This window comes from Mycolicibacterium monacense, from assembly GCF_010731575.1.
In the GTDB taxonomy this organism is placed as follows: domain Bacteria; phylum Actinomycetota; class Actinomycetes; order Mycobacteriales; family Mycobacteriaceae; genus Mycobacterium; species Mycobacterium monacense.
The window spans coordinates 4,366,979-4,384,787 of record NZ_AP022617.1 but is presented as its reverse complement, the minus strand read 5'-3'; the positions used below and the strand labels follow the sequence as shown (position 1 = coordinate 4,384,787).

Genomic DNA, 17,809 nt, shown 5'->3' with positions numbered 1-17,809 from the left:
GGCCAACCTACAGACCCTTCGGGGCATCGCGCAGCGCCTGGACGGCGGCGGGGTCACCCTCGAATTCGACGCGGGCCTCGCGACCGACCGCGAAGAGCAGCAATTCCTCCGGCCGTCCGGTGACGGTCACCGGATCACCTTTGCCCGCGGTGACCAGGGTCTTACCCTCCGGTGTGCGCAACGCCGCGCGCGCCGGCGCCTTGGCCAGTGTGAGGCGTGCCATCAGCGACAGCGTCCGGGTCAGGCCGTTGACCGTCGCGTCGTCGAGGGTGCGCGGTTCCCACCCCGGCTGCGCCCGGCGCACGTCCTCGCAGTGGATGAACATCTCGGCGAGGTTGGCGACCGGGTCGAGCAGTTTGAACGGTGAGTACAGCGGCGGCCCGGCGGCGATCTTGTCCAGCAGCTCGTCCCAGTCGCCCTCGGCCGCCCGGTTCTGGACCTTTTCGGTGTACTTCGCGAGCGCGGGGACGGCGATCCCGGCCGTGGCGTCCGGCCGGTGCTCCCGGACATAGAGGTGAGCGGCCAGGTCGCGGGTCTTCCAGCCCGCGCACAGGGTCGGGGCGTCCGGTCCCTTGGCGCGCATGGCATCGACGAGCGCGGCGCGTTCCCGCTGGGCGGCGGTCATGGTGTTCCTCCATCTGGTCCGGCGAGAGAGCTCGTGAGCATCGGGTGCAGCAATACCCCGGTATCGACTTCGCTACGCGCCGGGCCCGGGCCCGGGCCCGGGCGCGGCCAGGTCGGAGGAACGGCGCTGTCGGCAGGCGTCGAAGTAGCGAACAAACGCAACAATTGCGAACGTGCAAAAGATGTCGCCGGACATTCAAGTTTCCGGTACCGCGGGTATGGGTAGCCGGTTATCGTTCTCCGAAGTACTTGCGTTTCGATCGGCGGAGGTTTCGATGCCGGAAGTTCAACTGCACCACGACGGATATCCGAAGTACCGCAGGATGGTTCGCTTCGATTGGTCGGAGACTCCGGTGCACTGGGTGCCCGGGGATCCGTTCTCGACACACATGATGAACGTCCTGCATCTGCTGCTGCCGGAGGGGGAGCGGCACTTCATCAAGGCGGTGCTCGAGGCGTCCTCGCTGGTCGACGACCCTGAACTCGAGGGGTCCATCAAACCGTTCATCCAGCAGGAGTCGTGGCACGCCTGGGCGCATCAGATCGTCCTCGACCACCTCGCCGAACAGGGCATCGACACCAAGCCGTACACCGAGCGGCTGGGTAGAAGCCTGTCGATGACGCTCGGGGACCCCCCGCGCTTCCTGCCGGCCCGGTTGCACCGGTGGTGGCTGTACCGGCGGCTGGCGGATGTCGCCGCACTCGAACACTTCACCGCGGTCCTGGGGCAATGGGTGCTGCAGAATCGCGCCCTGGACTATGCCGGTGCCGATCCGGTGATGCTCGACCTGCTGCGCTGGCACGGCGCCGAGGAGGTCGAACATCGCTCCCTGGTCTTCGACGTCTACCAGAACGTCTGCGGGAGCTACTGGATCCGCGCGATCTCGATGCTCACCACCGCACCGCTGTTCATCGGCTGGTGGATCGCCGGGGCCCGCTACCTGATGAAGAACGATCCGACCATCGACCAGACCTGGCGCTGGCGGGACTGGTTGCGTGCGGCGCGGCAGTACCGGCTCCCCGGGCCGGGGAGCCTGCTCTTCACGATCCCGGTGCGCTACCTGCGGCGCGGCCACCACCCCGATCACGAGGCCTCCACCGAGATGGCCGTCCAGTACCTGGAGTACTCGCCGGCGGCCCGCGCGGCGCGCGAACGGGCCGGGCTCGCACCCCAGACGACCTGATCCCGGCAGCGGGTGCTGGCCGGCGTGGAACGAGATGAGGAGGTGCACTGGTGAAGGTTTCGGTGGATTTCGACACCTGTGACGGCAACGCCGTCTGTATGAGCATCTGTCACGAGGTGTTCGAGCTGGACGACGACGGCTACCTGCACCTGCTGCAGGAGAACCCGAGCGAGGAACTCCGAGAGCAGGTGATCGGCGCCGAACGGTCCTGTCCCACCCAGGCGATCACCGTCGAGGGATGAGCCATGCCGGTGGACCGTCAACTCGAGAAGATCCTCGTCGTCGGCACCGGTGTGGCCGGGATGCGCGCGGCGGAGACCCTGCGCCTGGACGGCTACCGCGGTGAGCTGACCGTCGTCGGCGCCGAACGTCACGCCCCGTACCAGCGGCCGCCGCTGTCGAAGAAGCTGCTGAGCGGCGCGGTGCACCGGGCCGGGGCCGACCTCGCGCCGCGGATGGACCTCGAAGCGCGGGTGCTGCGAGGAGCCTCGGTGCGCGAGCTCGACATGTCCACGCGCACGGCACACCTGCGCGACGGGTCCGACGACGTCTCGGTGCCCTTCGACGGACTGGTCGTCGCAACCGGCGCGGCCGCACGGCAGTGGCCGGACGGTCCGGTGCCCGACGGGGTCATGGCGCTTCGCACCGTCGACGACTGCCTGGCCATCCGGGAGCGGCTCGAATCGCGTCCGCGGGTGGTCGTGGTCGGCGGCGGGTTCATCGGCGCGGAGGTGGCGGCGACGTGCCGGTCTATGGGTCTTTCGGTGACACTGATCGAAAAGAGCAGTGCGCCAATGGCTTCAGCGCTCGGCGAGGAGATGGCCGCGTGCTGGGAACGACTGCACCGCGGCAACGGCGTCGAGTTGCGTTCCGGGGTGGGTGTGGAGTCGTTCGCCGGCGACGACCGGGTCGAGGCGGTGCACCTGACCGACGGCACCCGACTGCCCGCCGACCTGGTGATCATCGGACTGGGCGTCACCCCGTCTGTCGACTGGCTCAGCGGGTCGGATCTGCGCCTCGACAACGGCGTGGTGTGCGACGCCACGGGTGCGGTGGAAGGTGTGACCGATGTGGTGGCCGCCGGTGACGTCGCGTCCTGGTGGCACCCGCGCTACGAACGGTATCTGCGCATCGAGCACTGGGAGCACGCCGAACGTCAGGGGGTCGCGGCCGCGCACACCCTGCTCGCCGGGCCCGAGCGGGCGCAGGAGTTCGACGCCCTGCCGTACTTCTGGACGGATCAGTACGACGTCAAGATGCAGATGCTCGGTGTGCCTGACGGTTACGACAGTGTCGCCGTCGTCGAGGGTAGCCCCGACCGGTGGGACTTCGTCGCCGCCTACGGTCGCGACGGTCGCGTCATCGCGGTGCTCAGCACCATCCCCGGCCGGGTCCACGCCTATCGCGACGCAGTCTTCGGCGCCTTCCCGCCGGCCCCGCCCGGGTAGTCGAGAAGGTCAACTCTCCTGCCGCTCACGGCGACGCGACCCGACACCCAGGACTCCGACCGCCGCGACCACGGCAGCTCCGGCGACGGCCAGGCTGACCGTCCAGACCCGCCGGTCGTGCAGTTCCGCACGGCAGAGGTCGGTATAGGCGACGTCGACCAGGAGGCCGCCGTCGACCGGAACGTTCGCGGCGTTGCCGTCATCGAGTGCCTGCGCCTCGGAAAGATCCGGCCCCAGAGCGCTGCCACAGTCGACCACCTGCCGTTCGGGGGACACGGACACCGGCGTCAGCAGGCCCACCACACCGACCAGCAGCGCGACCAAACCCAACATCAGAGCGAGTCGTTTGACGATCATGCCGCCCCTTACCCCCTGCGCGCCGCTCCGATACGGGTACCGGTCCCCGCGCCTCCGCGACACGTATCAGCGGTGGCGAGACGGGGTATGTGACCCCATGGTGGACAGACTGCGAGGGCTTGGCCTAGCTCCGCGGCGACCGCTGACCCGGGTCGCCGCGACGGCCCTCGCGCTGTCGGCGGTACTCGCCGGCTGTTCCGAGCAACAGCCGACCGAACCCCCTGTCTCGCGCGCGACGGTGACGGTGAACGACACCGCCGTCGCATCGCTCGTGCCCCGATGCGAACGCCAGCAGAAGTATCTGTCGGTCCGGGCCGGGAATTCGCGGGGGGAGATCACCGGCGTTCTCGACGTCGGCGGTGCGCGGCCCGTGGCGAAGTGGGTGAAGATCCGCGACCTGGGCGGATTCTCGGGAGACTTCTGGGAGGGCGGCGTCGGGAGCATCAAGACCGTCAGAAACGACGGCGACACAACCGAACTGGGCGGCACGGCCTACGGCGTGTACACCGCGCGTCCGCACGAGCTCGCCCAGACCGCACGCTTCTCCTTCGAAGTGCAATGCTGAGCGCCGGACGAGCGACCGGTGTGGTGGAGCGGATGCTGCGGTGCCGGCCCCTGGTACGCGCGCCGATCCTGCTGTACCGATGCGGCCTCGGCTTCATGCTGGGCGACCGGTTCTTGATGCTCGAACACGTCGGCCGCAGCACCGGCAGGCGCCGCTACGTAGTGCTCGAGGTGGTCGCGCATCGCACGCGCGACTCCTACACCGTCGCTTCGGGATTCGGCGAACAGGCGCAGTGGTTGCGCAACGTCGCGGCCCAACCCCGGGTGCGCGTGTCGACGGGGCGGCGCATCTCGGTGCCGGCGACCGCCCGGCGGTTGACCGGGCCCGAAGCCGATGATGCGCTGACCGACTACCGGAGCCGCCATCCGCGGGCGTGGCGCGCTCTGAGAGGAGTCCTCGAGCGGAACCTCGGCGGCCGGGTCGAGCCGCCGGGCACCGAGCTACCGGTGGTCGAGGTCGCGCTCGACTGACACCGGCTCACGCATCCGGCAGCCGCCACCCCGCCGCGCCGGGCAGGGCCAGCGCTTCCTGCGGACCCCACGAGCCGGAAGCGTAGGTGAGCGCCGGTGGCGGTGCGTCGAGCACCGGCTGGCACACCTGCCACAGCCGGTCCACCTCGTCGGCGCGGGTGAACAGGGTCTGGTCCCCGCGCATCACGTCGAGCAGCAACCGCTCGTAGGCCTCGAGCGGGGTGTCGTCGGAATCCTCGTCGGCCACGCCGAGACTGAGGTCGAGCGGCATCAGCCCGAGGTCGGGGCCGGGTCGTTTGGCCAGCAGCCGGACCTGGAACTCCGGTGAGTCGGTCAGTTCCAGGACCAGTTGGTTGGGGGAGTGCTCGTTGTCGTCGGCGCCGAACAGCGCCATCGGCGGGCTGCGGAAGGTCAGCGTGACGGTGCGTCGGGTGGCCCCGAGCGCCTTGCCGGTGCGCAGGTAGAACGGCACGCCCTGCCACCGCTCGGTGTCGATGAACGCCTCGAGCGCGACGAACGTCTCGACCTGCGAATCGTCGGCGACGCCCTCCTCCTCGCGGTATCCGTCGTACTGACCGAACACCACGCGGTCGGGATCCAGCGGTCGCATGGCCTCGAAGACCTTGGCCTTCTCGTTGCGCAGCGACACCGGATCGAGGTGGACGGGCGGCTCCATCGCGACGAACCCCAGCACCTGGCACAGATGCGTGGAGATCATGTCGCGGAAACAGCCCATCGACTCGTAGAAGCTGCCGCGGCCCTCGATCGTGAGTTCTTCGGGGACGTCGATCTGCACCGACACGAGGTGGTTGCGGTGCCAGGCGGGTTCGATCAGGCCGTTGGCGAACCGCACCGCCAGGATGTTCTGCACCGCCTCCTTCCCGATGAAGTGGTCGATGCGGTAGACCTGATCCTCGTCGACGACGTCCTTGAGCGTCGCGTCGAGTTCGCGCGCGGTGTCCAGGTCGGTGCCGAAGGGTTTCTCGACGACCACCCGTGCACCCTCGGCGAGCCCCTCACGGCCCAGCATCCCGATCATGGGCTGCATCGCCCTGGGTGGGACCGACAGGTAGATCAACGTCTGGGCGCCGTCGCCGAGTCGCGTCCGGGCGGAGCGGACGGCCTCGGCGAGGTCGCTGCCGTCGTCACTGTCGGAGGTCTGAAAAGACAAGCTTTGCAACAGGTTTGACAGCACGCGATCGTCGATGTCGTCGACCGAGTCGCGCAACCCGTCGCCCACGCTGTCGCGGAACTCGTCGTCGCCGCCCGGGGAGTGGCGGCCCGATCCGATGATCGCGTACTCCTCCGGCAGGCGTCCCGCCGCGGCCAGCCGGTACAGACCGGGGAACAGTTTGCGTTTCGCCAGATCGCCGGTCGCGCCGAACAGCACGAAAATGTGTGGGGCAGGACGCTGTTCGCTCACTGGTGCAACATGCCCGGCGGCCGCATGTCTTCAAACCGGTGTGACCGACAAGTCAGAAAGTCTGCACCCGTTCGACGGAGACGAACATGCCGCGCTGGGTGCGGTCGTTGGTGAAGCGGGTGCCGTCGCTGCTCGCGTCGATCGTCCACCCCACCACCGAGTAGCGGCGGTAGTCCAGGGTCACGGCCGGGATGTCGCCGAGGTTGCCGAGCACCCACTCGACCTGCCCGTCGGCCGACAGGCGCACACCGTTGGCCGGCAGGCCGCCGACCTCGGGGGAGTCGGTGAACTGCGCTTCGCAGCCGACCTCCTCGGTGCTGAGTTGGCAGCGCGTCTTACCGGACTTCGTCTGGATGAACACGTAACCGTTCTGCGGTGCGAGCACCTCGGCGGCCGACGGCGGCGCGGACGCGCTGGGCGGCGCCGGGGTGAGGGTGCGCGGCGGCGGGGCAGGAGTGGAGGTGCGGGACGGCCGCGGGGTCGGGACCGTGGGCTCGGTCGGTTCGATGAGCGAGTCGGGGCTTCGGACCGCGGTGCCGCTGGTGTCGTTCTGGCAGCCCGTGAGCAGCGTGGCGACGGTGACGACGCCCGCCATCACCACCTTTGACCGCACCCCTCAACCCTACGGGGGTTGTGGTGTAAGTGACTGGAGTGACGCGCGCATCATGTCGGTGTAGCCGTCGGCGAGCCGGCGCAGCTGGTGCTCGCCGTCGCCGGTGAACGACGAACCGTGCATGATCGCCAGCGTCGTCGGGCGCAACTCGGCCAGGGTGGTCAGCGTGGGAACGAGATCGGTGCAGAGCCCGGTGGCGTGAAAGAAGGCCTCCGCCTCGAGAGCCGGAGCGACGCAATCGTTTTCGGTGAGCGCGGGACAGCGGCCGACATGGGTGAACAGATCCCCCGCAAGCAATGTGCCTGTCGCGTCGTCGAACCACAGGCCCGCCTCCCAGTTGTGCGGGACATGCGGGGTGGCGATGAACCGCAGCGAGTGCCCGCCGGTGTCGAGCGGTTCGTCGGTGGCCGCGACCGGTGGCCGGTCGCACATGTCGGTCAGCGACAGCATGCAGGCGAGCTGACCGTGCACCACCTGGGCGTTCGGGGCGCTCGCGAGCAGAAGGTTCATCGCGCCGCACTCGTCGGCCTCGAGATGGCCGAACGAGATCCATCGCAGCTTTTCGAGGGGGATGACCCGTTGGATCGCCGCCGACACCAGCGGGAAGAGTTGCCGTTGTCCGCAGTGGAAGAGGAACGGCTCGTCACCGGTGAGCAGGAACTGGTTGAAGGTGAACCCGTGCTCGGTGATCTCGGGAACGTAGGTCGACAGCCGGAAGACTCCGGGCGCGATCTCGTCGACGGTGGTTTCCATGCCCTGATCGTCCGCCTACCGGTGCCGGCGGTGGGCGTAGTGGACAAAAAATCCGCGCCGGGAACAAATCCGTCGGCCGACCAGTTGAGGGTAACGACAAGTTGAGTGAACTTCGCTCAAGTCTGAGTTGACAGCCGGGCCTCCGGCGGAGCAGTCTTGAGTGCGGTCCGCTCAGACCCCACAAACGTAGTAGTCGGTAACAAGGAGGACAAACCATGGCTCGTGCGGTCGGAATCGACCTCGGGACCACCAACTCCGTCGTCGCAGTGCTGGAGGGTGGCGACCCCGTCGTCGTCGCCAACTCCGAGGGCTCGCGTACGACGCCGTCCGTCGTCGCGTTCGCGCGCAACGGTGAAGTGCTGGTCGGACAACCCGCCAAGAACCAGGCGGTGACCAACGTCGACCGCACCATCCGGTCGGTCAAGCGGCATATGGGCACCGACTGGAACACCGAGATCGACGGTAAGAAGTACACCGCCCAGGAGATCAGCGCCCGCACGCTCATGAAGCTGAAGCGCGATGCGGAGAGCTACCTCGGCGAGGACATCACCGACGCCGTCATCACGGTGCCCGCCTACTTCAACGACGCCCAGCGTCAGGCCACCAAGGAAGCCGGCCAGATCGCCGGCCTCAACGTCCTGCGCATCGTCAACGAACCGACCGCCGCGGCGCTGGCCTACGGCCTCGACAAGGGTGAGAAGGAACAGACCATCCTGGTCTTCGACCTCGGTGGCGGCACCTTCGACGTCTCGCTGCTCGAGATCGGCGAGGGTGTGGTCGAGGTGCGTGCCACCTCCGGTGACAACCACCTCGGTGGCGACGACTGGGACGAGCGTGTCGTGACGTGGCTCGTCGACAAGTTCAAGGCCTCCAGCGGCATCGACCTGACCAAGGACAAGATGGCCATGCAGCGGCTCCGCGAAGCCGCCGAGAAGGCCAAGATCGAGCTCAGCTCGAGCCAGAGCACCTCGATCAACCTGCCCTACATCACCGTCGACGCCGACAAGAACCCGCTGTTCCTCGACGAACAGCTCACGCGCGCCGAATTCCAGCGCATCACCCAGGATCTGCTCGACCGCACGCGGCAGCCGTTCCAGTCGGTGATCAAGGACGCCGGCATCTCGGTCGGCGACATCGACCACGTCGTGCTCGTCGGCGGCTCCACCCGGATGCCCGCGGTCTCCGAACTGGTCAAGGAGATGACCGGCGGCAAGGAGCCCAACAAGGGCGTCAACCCGGACGAGGTCGTCGCCGTCGGCGCCGCGCTGCAGGCCGGTGTGCTCAAAGGTGAGGTCAAGGACGTCCTGCTGCTCGACGTCACCCCGCTGTCCCTCGGTATCGAGACCAAGGGTGGCGTGATGACCAAGCTCATCGAGCGCAACACCACGATCCCGACCAAGCGGTCGGAGACCTTCACCACGGCCGACGACAACCAGCCGTCGGTGCAGATCCAGGTCTTCCAGGGTGAGCGCGAGATCGCCTCGCACAACAAGCTGCTCGGCTCCTTCGAGCTGACCGGTATCCCGCCCGCCCCGCGCGGTGTCCCGCAGATCGAGGTCACCTTCGACATCGACGCCAACGGCATCGTGCACGTCACCGCCAAGGACAAGGGCACCGGCAAGGAGAACACGATCCGCATCCAGGAGGGCTCCGGCCTGTCCAAGGAGGAGATCGACCGGATGATCAAGGACGCCGAGGCGCACGCCGACGAGGACCGCAAGCGGCGTGAAGAGGCCGACGTCCGCAACCAGGCCGAGACGCTGGTCTACCAGACGGAGAAGTTCGTCAAGGAACAACGCGAAGCCGAGGGCGGGTCGAAGGTTCCGGAAGACGTGTTGACCAAGGTCGACGGCGCGATCTCCGAGGCCAAGACGGCGCTCGCCGGCACCGACATCGGCGCGATCAAGGCGGCGATGGAGAAGCTGGGCACCGAGAGCCAGGCGCTCGGCCAGGCGATCTACGAGGCCACCCAGGCCGAGCAGGCCGCCGGCGGTGGCGCCGGTGGCGCCGACGGTTCGTCCAGCAGCAGCGATGACGACGTCGTGGATGCCGAGGTCGTCGACGATGACCGGGAGAACAAGTGACCCGTCCCTTCAACAGCGAGAGCGATCCGCAGGAGCCGGTGACCGTCACCGACAAGCGGCGCATCGATCCCGTGACGGGTGAGGTACGCGATCCGTCCGGCCCGGCCCCCAGTGGGCCGGCGCCGGACGCCGCGCCGGACTCCTTCGCAGGGGAGACCCCGGAGGAGGCCGACAAGGCCGGTGAGCTGCTCGCCGATCTCCAGCGGGTGCAGGCCGACTTCGCCAACTACCGCAAGCGGGCCCTGCGCGATCAGCAGCTGACGGCGGACCGCGCCAAGGCAGGGGTGATGGCGCAGCTGCTGCCGATCCTCGATGACCTCGACCGGGCACGCAGCCACGGCGACCTCGACACCGGCCCGCTCAAGGCGGTCGCGGACAAGCTGGTGAGCACGCTCGAGGGGCTGGGGCTGACGCCGTACGGCGAGGAGGGCGACGAGTTCGACCCCGGCCTGCACGAGGCCGTTCAGCACGAGGGCGAGGGCACCCACCCCGTCGTCGGCACCGTGATGCGCCGCGGTTACAAGGTCGGTGACCAGGTGGTGCGCCACGCGCTCGTCGGCGTGGTGGACACCGTGCCCGCGGGCGACACGGCCGAGAACGCCAGCGCGGCGGGGCGCGAGGCCGCAGAATCAGACAACCAGTAACGAGAGAAAGGTGAGGAGGTGACGCGGTATGGCCCAACGCGAGTGGGTCGAGAAGGACTTCTACAAGGAGCTCGGCGTCTCCTCTGACGCCAGCGCGGACGAGATCAAGAAGGCCTACCGGAAGTTGGCCCGCGATCTTCACCCCGACACGAACCCGGACCCGTCCGCCGCCGAGCGGTTCAAGGCGGTGTCCGAGGCGCACAGCGTGCTGTCGGACGCGGCGAAGCGCAAGGAGTACGACGAAACCCGCCGGCTGTTCGCCGGCGGCGGCTTCGGGCGTGGCCGGTTCAACGGCGGCGGCGGAGGATTCGGCGGTTTCGGCGGCGCCGACGGTGGGGTCGAGTTCAACCTCAACGACCTCTTCGACGCCGCCGGGCAGACCGGCGGCGCCAACATCGGCGACCTGTTCGGTGGTCTGTTCGGGCGGGGTGCCTCGCCGCGGCCCAGCCGGCCCCGGCGGGGTAACGACCTCGAGACCGAGACCGAGCTGTCGTTCCTGGAGGCCACTAAGGGTGTGGCGATGCCGCTGCGGCTGACCAGCCCGGCACCGTGCACGAATTGCCATGGCAGCGGCGCACGTCCGGGCACCAGCCCGAAGGTGTGCCCGAACTGCAACGGCGCCGGGGTGGTCAACCGCAACCAGGGCGCGTTCGGGTTCTCCGAACCCTGCACCGAGTGCAAGGGCAGCGGCTCGATCATCGAGCACCCCTGCGGCGAGTGCAAAGGCACCGGCGTCACCACCAGGACCCGCACCATCAACGTGCGGATCCCCCCGGGCGTGGAGGACGGTCAGCGGATCCGGTTGGCCGGTCAGGGCGAGGCGGGTCTGCGCGGTGCGCCCTCGGGCGATCTGTACGTGACCGTCCATGTGCGTCCGGACAAGGTGTTCGGCCGCGACGGTGACGACCTCACCGTCTCCGTGCCGGTCAGCTTCCACGAGTTGGCGCTCGGCACAACGCTTTCCGTCCCGACGCTGGAGGGCAAGGTCGGTGTGCGGGTGCCCAAGGGCACCTCCGACGGCCGCATCCTGCGGGTGCGTGGGCGCGGTGTGCCCAAGCGTGGCGGCGGGCACGGCGACCTGCTGGTCACCGTCAAGGTCGCGGTTCCGCCGAACCTCGAGGGTGAGGCCGCCGAGGCGCTGGAGGCCTACGCGAAGGCCGAGCGCGCGAGCGGATTCGACCCGCGGGCCGGCTGGGCAGGAGCCTGATCGTGGCGGCCAAACGGAACGAGGAAGCGCGCACCTTCCTGATCTCGGTGGCCGCCGAGTTGGCCGGTATGCACGCGCAGACGCTGCGCACCTATGACCGGCTCGGCCTGGTCAGCCCGCAGCGCACGTCCGGCGGCGGCCGGCGCTACTCCGAGCGCGACGTCGACCTGCTGCGCGAGGTGCAGCGGTTGTCGCAGGACGAGGGCGTCAACCTGGCCGGGATCAAACGCATCATCGAACTGACCAACCAGGTCGAGGCGCTGCAGTCGCGCGTCAAGGAACTGGTCCGCGAGGTCGAGGAGTTGCGCGCCAACCAGCGCCGCGATCTCGCGGTGCCGGCGAAGAGCACCGCGCTGGTCGTGTGGCAGCCGCGGCACGGCCGCGGCCGCTAGGTCACCCTGATGGTGAACCGACTCGTATCGGGTTCACCCGGCGCCGCCACCCGGTAGTTCTCGCGGCGCAGCGCGTCGGTGGGCGCGGCCATCGGTTCGACGGCGACCAGATCGTCGGCCGACGGTGCGAAGAGTTGCGCTGCCGGATAACCTTTTTCGAACGTCACCTCCACCCGCCGGTCACCACCGGCGAGGACGAACAGCGCGCCGTCGCCGACCTGGTCGAAACCGTGGTCGAGTTCGCGGTCGCCGAGCGGTGCGGTGCCACCCGCCCATTCCTCGGTGGCCCCCGTCGGCAGACCCCAGGCGTCGACGCGCAGGTGGCGCATCGTCGGGGACTGCAGCTGCCACTGCGCGCGCGCGACGTCCGGGATCTGCAGGTACGGGTGGTAGCCGTAGCAGAGCGGGACCGGTGCTGCGGCCGACGGCGTCACCGTGGTCTCCACGGTCAGGGTCCGGTCGGCCAGCGTCACCGACATCGTGAGGACGTGGGGGAACGGGAAGGTCGCCAGCAGGCGCGGTTTGTCGGTCCAGTCGACCTCGGCCACCAGCGTGTTGTCGGACCGCTCGGTGACCACCCACCCCGGGTAGGCGCCCAGCACCCCGTGGATCGGCACCCCGTTTTCGTCGGTGCGCACCCCCGCAACGCCCGGGGTGAGCGTGACCACGCCGCCGTCGATGGCGTACTTGCTCGAGCTCAACCGGTTCGCCCACGGGTAGAGAAGCGGGATACCCATCGTCTTACCGCTGGTGATGTAGGCCTCCACGCCGCGGCGCTGGCCGAGGAACTCGACCCCGCCGTCGGCCAGCGATGTGCAGATCATCCCCGCGGCGGGCACATAGGTCGCGGTCACCGAGGACGACGGATCGCTCAGTGTGACGGGTTGGTGTTCGGCCACGTCGCCAGTGTGGCACGGTACGGCCGCCCGGTGGCCCGGCGCTGTGGTCAGGTGGTCAGCGGGTCGTGCTGAATGCGTTCGGGTGGAGCGCCTTTGGCGATCAGCGCGGCCTTGGTGGCCTCGGTCATCGCCACCCCGCCGCAGATCAGGATCTGCCGGTCACCCCAGTTGCCGTAGCGGGTGACCACCGCGTCGAGTCGCCCGGTCTGGCGGACGTGCAGCCCCCGCGGCGGCGACGGGTCGGGATAGTCGGCCGCCCACGGCGGATCGCTGCTGTACTCCGACACCGGCGTCACCGACAGCCACGGATTGGTCGAGGCGATCTGCCACAGCGTCATGAGGTCGTACAGATCGCACGGGAACCGTCCCCCGAAGAACAGGTGTACGCGCGGGTTCACCCCGAATCGGGTCATATCCATGATCAGCGTCCGCAACGGGGCCAGGCCGGTGCTGCCCGCGACCATCAGCACGTCGCCGCCGTCGCGGTCGACGGCCAGTGCGCCGTGAGGGTTCGACACCCGCCAGCGGTCACCGACCTGGGTCTCGTTGACGATCGCGGTGCTCACCATGCCGCCGGGCACCGAACGGATGTGGAATTCGATGTACCCGTCCGGATCGGCGGGGATCGCGGGGCTGAAGTACCGCCAGCGCCGCGGCCACTGCGGCACCTGGACGGTGACGTACTGACCCGGGTGGTAGGCCAGCGGCTGGTCGAGTTTCAACCGCACCACGGATACGTCGCGGGTGGCGCGGATGTGCTCGATGACGGTGCCGTCGCAGAACGGCGGGCCCTCTTCGGCGTCCGCGGCGCCGCGCATCACCCCGGTGGCCAGGGCGACGGCGTCGTGGGCGGCCTCGGCCACCCGATCGGACCACTGGTCGGCGAGCCCGCTGCGCAGCGCGGCGTACAGCGCGTCACCCATGGTGTCGTAATGCCGTTGCACCACACCGTATTTGCGGTGGTCGCGGCCGAGTTGGGCCAGGAACGCCACGGGCTCTTCGGCGCGCTGGTCGATCAGTTCGCCGAACAGCCAGGTCATCGCTTCGGCGAAGACGGTGCGCTGGCGGGCCATGTCCGGCGGGAACAGGTCGCGCACCGAGAGGTCGGCGGCGAACCAGCGGGTGTAGAAGTCGGCGATCAGGGGGTCGGAGCCGCGACGGGGATTGACCGCGTCGCGCAGTACCGCCAGCGCGTCACGGTCGTCGAGTCCCACGTCGTGCGAGTGTAAGTCAGTCTCCTGTGCGCGCCCGTTCTCGCAGCGCAGCCAGGGCGATGAGTACCGCGCCGGCCACCGCCCAGCAGATCGCCACGACGATCGCCGACGTCGCCCCGGCCCCGCCGAAGAACGCCGTCGAACGCAGCAGCGTCGCGGTCGCGCCCTGGGGGAACAACTGGCCCACCTCACCCCACCCGCGGGGCAGCATCTCGGGTGCGCTGTTCAGTCCGGACAGCGGGTTGCCGACCAGCAGGGCCAGTGCCGCGCCGCAGGCCAGACCGACCCGGCCGAACAGCGAACCGAGCCCCAGGATGGGCAGCCCGCAGGCGAGCAGTCCGAGCGTCAGACCCGCCGTCACGCCCCAGAAGTTCTGGTCGAACGAGCCGAGGACGTAGTACAGCAGGGCGGTGATCGTCCACGCGGCGACGCCGCTGAAGACGATGGCGGCGGCCAAGCGGGTCCAGACTTCCCGGCGCAGGGCGAGGACCAGTGCGATCGCCGGAAGGATGCCGGCCAAGGTGATCGGCAGGGCGGAGGCGGCCAGTCCGGTGCCGCGTGGGTCGGTGTCCGGCAGCGGGGCGACGTCCTCGATGGTCGGAGCGCTGCCGGTCTGGGCGGCCATGCCGGTGCCGAGTTGGGTCAGCACCTGTGCCACGGCCGGGCCGGCCCCGCTGGCGATGAGCAGCTTGCGTCCGTCCGGACCGACGGCCAGCCCGCCGTACACCTGCCGGTCGGCGATGGCGTCCCGCAGCGCGTCCTCGCCGGGGTAGTAGGTGACGGCGAAGGCGCCGGGGGCGCGCTCGTCGAGCATCGCGGCGATCCGACCGTTGGCCGCCTGCGGGCCCGCGACGCCGATCGGCACGTCGTGCGGGCCCGATTTCGCCGCGGGCAGCGCGAACGCGAGCGCGACGATCGCGACGACGGCGGCCAGCGCGATGACGATCCCGGCGGCGCGGAAGGCCGGCGGGGGTTCGTGGTGGCGCGTCGGGGTGTGAGGGGATGACGTCGTTGTCATGGCCCCGCCTCCTTTTCATCTGTCGTTGAATTCTTGTGCTGTGAGCGTAACCCCGCGCCGGTATCTATTCAATAGCTGTTGAAATGATACTGTCGTCACATGGCCTCACCTGCGAAGACGACCCGTCGCCGCGGCCGCCGACAAGGGGAGCCGGTGTCCCGCGATGTGGTGCTGGCCGCGGCGAAGAACCGGTTCGCCACCGACGGCTACGAGCGCACCACGCTGCGGGCCATCGCGAAAGACGCGCACGTCGACCCGTCGATGGTGCTGTACCTGTTCGGTTCGAAACTCGACCTGTTCCGCGAGTCGCTGCGGTTGATCCTCGATCCGGAGCGGCTCGTCGAGGCCCTGTCGGAGGCCGGCGGCGACGTCGGGAGCCGGATGGCCCGGGTGTACCTGCAGATCTGGGAGTCGCCGGAGACCGGACCGAGCATGGTGGTGATGCTGCAGTCGGCCACCTCGAACAGCGAGGCCCACGAGGCGTTCCGCACTTTCATGCAGACCTACGTGCTCGCGGCGGTGTCCGGGGTGCTCGGCGGCGACGAACACGCACGGCTACGCGCGATGCTGGCCGCGACCACGCTGGTCGGCACGGCGGTGCTGCGCTACGTGATGAAGATCCCGCCGCTGGCGACGATCCCGACCGAGGATCTCGTCGCGCAGCTGGCCCCGACGGTGACGCGCTATCTCACCGCCGACGCCGAGGAGCTGGGGCTACCGGCTCAGAGTGTGTGAATTCCCTTGTACAGGACCAGAAGTCCGATGACGACGAGTATCACCGCCATCAGCGTGGCGTGGTTGCGCTCCATCCAGTCCTTGAGGCGCGCGAGCGGATCGTCGAGTCGACCGCCCGACACCGCGTAGGCCAGGATCGGCACCGCGACGCTGCAGCCCGCGATCGCGGCGAAGTAGACCACCGCGGCCCACACCGCATTGCCGAGGCCCGCTGAGCCGATCGCCAAACCCGCTGCGACACAGATGAACAGGACCTTCGGATTGGCGACGGTCAGTACCGCGGCGGTGCCCGCGGCCCGGCCCGGGCCGAGGGTGGTCAGGTTGCGCAGCCACTTCGGCTGGTGCGACGAGGAATGTCGGCGCGCGAATCGGACCAGGCCGAAGACGATCAGCGCGGCGCCGATCACGATGCGCAACCACGACGCCCAGCTGGGCGGCTTCTCGAAGCCGCCGATCGCACCGGACACCGCGACGAAGATCGCCGTCAGTGCCCCGAGGCCGATCAGCCAGCCCGCCATGAAGGCGAGGGCGGTCGGCCGCGGTCGGGGAGTCTGGAGCATCAGCACCGCGGGGATGATCGACAACGGCGAGAGCGCGATCACCAGGGCAAGCGGAATCAGTTCGGTCAGCACAGTTCCCCAACTGCCGGTCATGCACGCTCCTTCGGTCCGGATGTCGCACTCAACGTAGTCACACTCGGCCGGTTTCGAATGAGTGCGCCTTGTCAGCGCGTCGCCGAGACCGGCTCAGTCACGTGGTAACAGTGCCGGAATCACCGGTAGCGGCCAGTTCGTCATCCGTCATCGTCCGGGGTGCATCATGCCGTCGAGCTCATCCCGGGCGTTCGCGTCGGTCGTCAAGTACTGCGCTTGTGCAAGCTCGAGGCTGCCTGCGAACGCCTCCGACACCGACTGCACTGCCGCGCAAGCCTTCACGCGCGCCTCCTCGGCTGCTGCCGCCGCAGCGAAGGCCGGTGCGCAGACTCGGCCGTGAGTTCGTTCGACCTCGGAGGCGACTCCATTGGTCAACGTCGTCGCCGCGGCGATCTGGTGTGCCCCACGATTCTGCTTGTCCGACAACTCCCGCAAGTGGGCGGGAGATACGTGCAATTCACCCGGTCCTTCAGTCATGCCCTAGACCCCTACATCCTCGTCGGATAGCAATCATCGGCCACTTCCTCGTAGAGGCGCGTGGCTGCTTCGATACTCGCTGCCGATCTCTCGGACAGATTCGCCAGTTCGTTCATGTACCAGACGCAGGTCGGCACCGATACGCCGACCACGGCTGTCTCGATCGAGAGCGACAGCGCTTTGCCGGACTTTCCCAGCGCGCGCGCTGCCAGTGCAGGTGCAATGGCGTTGCCCATCATCGTCGCAGCGTTGTTGAGGATCCGACGTGTGGTCTCGACCGCGCCCGCCTCGGCTGAAAGAGCCATCCGCACATCGAGATCGGCGTCGACCATCTTCTTCATGCGGAGTTGTTGGCGTTCGTTCGCGGTCGCGTACGCATCGGACGCCGCACCGGTCCATCTCTGGTCGGGAGTGGCGCCGGCCAACGTTTCGGTGACTTCGTTGAAACGCTGCGCGCCCATGCTGTAGCCGTCTGCCCGCTCGGGTTCGTTGGTGAACCCGCACTCGTATTGCATTGCCAGGACGGCTTTCAGGCCTCCTTGGATAATCAGGGTTTGTTTCGCCAGCGGAAGCATGCCTGCCGCGACGCTGGCCATCTCCGCGGAGTCGGCAGCCAAGTTCCACAGCGCGTCGACACCGTTCTGATCGATGAGTTGGGCGGTTTGAGCTACTCCCGAAAGCATTTCCCCCGCAGCGCCTATCGGGCCGAACGGGTCGAACGAACTCATCGTGCTGCCGACCTTCTCCAGCACTTTGCCGTAGTCGTCGAACAACCCCATCGACCAGTACCACCTCTCTCCCAGACTGACCGTAGCAGTGGGCGTAAGGTGCGGCAGACGCTAATTTCACACTTTGCTGGGTATGATCCGTACGGCCGCCACCAAGGCGTCCCCCTCGATGGAGGTGAGTCATAGGAGACGACGCGGGTCTGGGCGCGGCGCCCGGATGGTTCGCCGATCCGTGGGATCCATCGCGACTCAGGTTCTTCGACGGTCGGCGATGGACCGGCGATACCGCCATCGGATCGCCGCTGACAGGTACGTATGGCC

The 17,809-nt window shown here is 68.6% G+C and carries 21 protein-coding genes and 1 pseudogene; 11 read left to right on the top strand and 11 right to left on the bottom strand.

Translation table 11 applies throughout. The annotated features are described in order from the left end of the window. Positions 1-7: 7 nt before the first annotated feature. Positions 8-625, bottom strand: coding sequence for a TIGR03085 family metal-binding protein (locus G6N49_RS21055; RefSeq protein ID WP_011557878.1), 618 nt, complete (start codon positions 623-625; stop codon positions 8-10). A gap of 274 nt (positions 626-899) precedes the next feature. Between G6N49_RS21055 and G6N49_RS21050 the strand changes: the two genes are divergently transcribed. From G6N49_RS21050 to G6N49_RS21040, 3 genes are read left to right on the top strand one after another with little or no spacing between them, the layout of a single operon-like run. Continuing rightward, entirely contained in the window at positions 900-1,808 is a 909-nt protein-coding gene (locus G6N49_RS21050) for a metal-dependent hydrolase (RefSeq protein ID WP_011557879.1), read from the top strand. A gap of 50 nt (positions 1,809-1,858) precedes the next feature. Beyond that, complete coding sequence (locus G6N49_RS21045) at positions 1,859-2,050, top strand: ferredoxin (protein WP_011557880.1); 192 nt, start codon at positions 1,859-1,861, stop codon at positions 2,048-2,050. Positions 2,051-2,053: 3 nt separating this feature from the next. After that, on the top strand, positions 2,054-3,256 hold the full coding sequence (locus G6N49_RS21040; RefSeq protein ID WP_064876122.1) for an NAD(P)/FAD-dependent oxidoreductase: 1,203 nt from the start codon (positions 2,054-2,056) through the stop codon (positions 3,254-3,256). A gap of 9 nt (positions 3,257-3,265) precedes the next feature. Here the strand turns inward: G6N49_RS21040 and G6N49_RS21035 are convergent, their stop codons facing one another. Continuing rightward, positions 3,266-3,613, bottom strand: a complete 348-nt coding sequence (locus G6N49_RS21035; RefSeq protein WP_011768032.1) for a hypothetical protein — start codon at positions 3,611-3,613, stop codon at positions 3,266-3,268. Positions 3,614-3,857: 244 nt separating this feature from the next. Here G6N49_RS21035 and G6N49_RS21030 point away from each other — a divergent pair, with 244 nt between their 5' ends. Both G6N49_RS21030 and G6N49_RS21025 read left to right on the top strand, forming a co-directional pair. Beyond that, positions 3,858-4,178: a lipoprotein LpqH gene (locus G6N49_RS21030; protein ID WP_235679559.1), complete on the top strand. Its 321-nt coding sequence runs from the start codon at positions 3,858-3,860 to the stop codon at positions 4,176-4,178. Next, positions 4,172-4,648, top strand: coding sequence for a nitroreductase family deazaflavin-dependent oxidoreductase (locus G6N49_RS21025; protein WP_011557884.1), 477 nt, complete (start codon positions 4,172-4,174; stop codon positions 4,646-4,648). Before G6N49_RS21030 ends, G6N49_RS21025 begins: the two co-directional genes overlap by 7 nt. Before the next feature lie 7 nt (positions 4,649-4,655). Here the strand turns inward: G6N49_RS21025 and zwf are convergent, their stop codons facing one another. Genes zwf through G6N49_RS21010 form a run of 3 tightly spaced genes read right to left on the bottom strand, consistent with a single transcriptional unit; the run spans position 4,656 to position 7,437 of the window. Then, the gene (gene zwf / locus G6N49_RS21020) at positions 4,656-6,071 is read right to left on the bottom strand and encodes a glucose-6-phosphate dehydrogenase (RefSeq protein WP_083045042.1); all 1,416 of its coding nucleotides are present in this window, start codon (positions 6,069-6,071) and stop codon (positions 4,656-4,658) included. A gap of 52 nt (positions 6,072-6,123) precedes the next feature. Continuing rightward, complete coding sequence (locus G6N49_RS21015; RefSeq protein ID WP_083045043.1) at positions 6,124-6,684, bottom strand: hypothetical protein; 561 nt, start codon at positions 6,682-6,684, stop codon at positions 6,124-6,126. A 9-nt stretch (positions 6,685-6,693) separates the two neighbouring features. Beyond that, positions 6,694-7,437 carry an MBL fold metallo-hydrolase gene (locus tag G6N49_RS21010; protein WP_011557887.1) on the bottom strand — a complete coding sequence of 248 codons (744 nt, stop codon included), beginning with the start codon at positions 7,435-7,437 and terminating at the stop codon, positions 6,694-6,696. A gap of 215 nt (positions 7,438-7,652) precedes the next feature. On the opposite strand from G6N49_RS21010, the gene dnaK reads away from it, so the two are divergent. Genes dnaK through G6N49_RS20990 form a run of 4 tightly spaced genes read left to right on the top strand, consistent with a single transcriptional unit; the run spans position 7,653 to position 11,764 of the window. Continuing rightward, positions 7,653-9,521: a molecular chaperone DnaK gene (dnaK, locus tag G6N49_RS21005; RefSeq protein WP_011557888.1), complete on the top strand. Its 1,869-nt coding sequence runs from the start codon at positions 7,653-7,655 to the stop codon at positions 9,519-9,521. Then, on the top strand, positions 9,518-10,165 hold the full coding sequence (gene grpE, locus G6N49_RS21000; RefSeq protein ID WP_011854429.1) for a nucleotide exchange factor GrpE: 648 nt from the start codon (positions 9,518-9,520) through the stop codon (positions 10,163-10,165). Before dnaK ends, grpE begins: the two co-directional genes overlap by 4 nt. A 28-nt stretch (positions 10,166-10,193) precedes the next feature. Beyond that, positions 10,194-11,372, top strand: coding sequence for a molecular chaperone DnaJ (gene dnaJ / locus G6N49_RS20995; protein WP_011557890.1), 1,179 nt, complete (start codon positions 10,194-10,196; stop codon positions 11,370-11,372). A gap of 2 nt (positions 11,373-11,374) precedes the next feature. Next, entirely contained in the window at positions 11,375-11,764 is a 390-nt protein-coding gene (locus G6N49_RS20990) for a heat shock protein transcriptional repressor HspR (RefSeq protein WP_011557891.1), read from the top strand. Here G6N49_RS20990 and G6N49_RS20985 read toward each other — a convergent pair. From G6N49_RS20985 to G6N49_RS20975, 3 genes are read right to left on the bottom strand one after another with little or no spacing between them, the layout of a single operon-like run. Then, positions 11,761-12,663 carry an aldose 1-epimerase gene (locus tag G6N49_RS20985; protein ID WP_083045044.1) on the bottom strand — a complete coding sequence of 301 codons (903 nt, stop codon included), beginning with the start codon at positions 12,661-12,663 and terminating at the stop codon, positions 11,761-11,763. The two genes, G6N49_RS20990 and G6N49_RS20985, sit on opposite strands and share 4 nt — an antisense overlap. A gap of 47 nt (positions 12,664-12,710) precedes the next feature. Beyond that, positions 12,711-13,877: an FAD-binding oxidoreductase gene (locus G6N49_RS20980; protein WP_083045045.1), complete on the bottom strand. Its 1,167-nt coding sequence runs from the start codon at positions 13,875-13,877 to the stop codon at positions 12,711-12,713. A gap of 16 nt (positions 13,878-13,893) precedes the next feature. Then, entirely contained in the window at positions 13,894-14,895 is a 1,002-nt protein-coding gene (locus G6N49_RS20975; protein WP_064872046.1) for an ABC transporter permease, read from the bottom strand. 99 nt (positions 14,896-14,994) lie between these two features. On the opposite strand from G6N49_RS20975, the gene G6N49_RS20970 reads away from it, so the two are divergent. Further along, positions 14,995-15,630 carry a TetR/AcrR family transcriptional regulator gene (locus tag G6N49_RS20970; protein ID WP_179967776.1) on the top strand — a complete coding sequence of 212 codons (636 nt, stop codon included), beginning with the start codon at positions 14,995-14,997 and terminating at the stop codon, positions 15,628-15,630. Here G6N49_RS20970 and G6N49_RS20965 read toward each other — a convergent pair. The 3 genes from G6N49_RS20965 to G6N49_RS20955 form a co-directional block, all read right to left on the bottom strand. Further along, positions 15,618-16,283 carry a GAP family protein gene (locus G6N49_RS20965; RefSeq protein WP_011557899.1) on the bottom strand — a complete coding sequence of 222 codons (666 nt, stop codon included), beginning with the start codon at positions 16,281-16,283 and terminating at the stop codon, positions 15,618-15,620. The two genes, G6N49_RS20970 and G6N49_RS20965, sit on opposite strands and share 13 nt — an antisense overlap. Positions 16,284-16,430: 147 nt before the next feature. Next, the gene (locus G6N49_RS20960; protein WP_083045047.1) at positions 16,431-16,760 is read right to left on the bottom strand and encodes a type VII secretion target; all 330 of its coding nucleotides are present in this window, start codon (positions 16,758-16,760) and stop codon (positions 16,431-16,433) included. An 11-nt stretch (positions 16,761-16,771) separates the two neighbouring features. Further along, positions 16,772-17,539 (bottom strand): EspA/EspE family type VII secretion system effector, encoded by a 768-nt coding sequence (locus G6N49_RS20955; protein ID WP_064872042.1) that lies wholly within the window; start codon positions 17,537-17,539, stop codon positions 16,772-16,774. A gap of 131 nt (positions 17,540-17,670) precedes the next feature. Here G6N49_RS20955 and G6N49_RS29890 point away from each other — a divergent pair. Then, positions 17,671-17,766 (top strand): annotated as a pseudogene (locus tag G6N49_RS29890) (DUF2510 domain-containing protein); the annotation flags it as partial. Positions 17,767-17,809 lie beyond the last annotated feature (43 nt).

Coding starts and splice junctions, on each gene's coding strand:
- G6N49_RS21055 (WP_011557878.1), bottom strand. CDS start 625: ATGACCGCCGCCCAGCGGGAACGCGCCGCGCTCGTCGATGCCATGCGC.
- G6N49_RS21050 (WP_011557879.1), top strand. CDS start 900: ATGCCGGAAGTTCAACTGCACCACGACGGATATCCGAAGTACCGCAGG.
- G6N49_RS21040 (WP_064876122.1), top strand. CDS start 2,054: ATGCCGGTGGACCGTCAACTCGAGAAGATCCTCGTCGTCGGCACCGGT.
- G6N49_RS21035 (WP_011768032.1), bottom strand. CDS start 3,613: ATGATCGTCAAACGACTCGCTCTGATGTTGGGTTTGGTCGCGCTGCTG.
- G6N49_RS21025 (WP_011557884.1), top strand. CDS start 4,172: ATGCTGAGCGCCGGACGAGCGACCGGTGTGGTGGAGCGGATGCTGCGG.
- G6N49_RS21010 (WP_011557887.1), bottom strand. CDS start 7,437: ATGGAAACCACCGTCGACGAGATCGCGCCCGGAGTCTTCCGGCTGTCG.
- dnaK (WP_011557888.1), top strand. CDS start 7,653: ATGGCTCGTGCGGTCGGAATCGACCTCGGGACCACCAACTCCGTCGTC.
- dnaJ (WP_011557890.1), top strand. CDS start 10,194: ATGGCCCAACGCGAGTGGGTCGAGAAGGACTTCTACAAGGAGCTCGGC.
- G6N49_RS20975 (WP_064872046.1), bottom strand. CDS start 14,895: ATGACAACGACGTCATCCCCTCACACCCCGACGCGCCACCACGAACCC.
- G6N49_RS20970 (WP_179967776.1), top strand. CDS start 14,995: ATGGCCTCACCTGCGAAGACGACCCGTCGCCGCGGCCGCCGACAAGGG.
- G6N49_RS20965 (WP_011557899.1), bottom strand. CDS start 16,283: ATGACCGGCAGTTGGGGAACTGTGCTGACCGAACTGATTCCGCTTGCC.
- G6N49_RS20960 (WP_083045047.1), bottom strand. CDS start 16,760: ATGACTGAAGGACCGGGTGAATTGCACGTATCTCCCGCCCACTTGCGG.
- G6N49_RS20955 (WP_064872042.1), bottom strand. CDS start 17,539: ATGGGGTTGTTCGACGACTACGGCAAAGTGCTGGAGAAGGTCGGCAGC.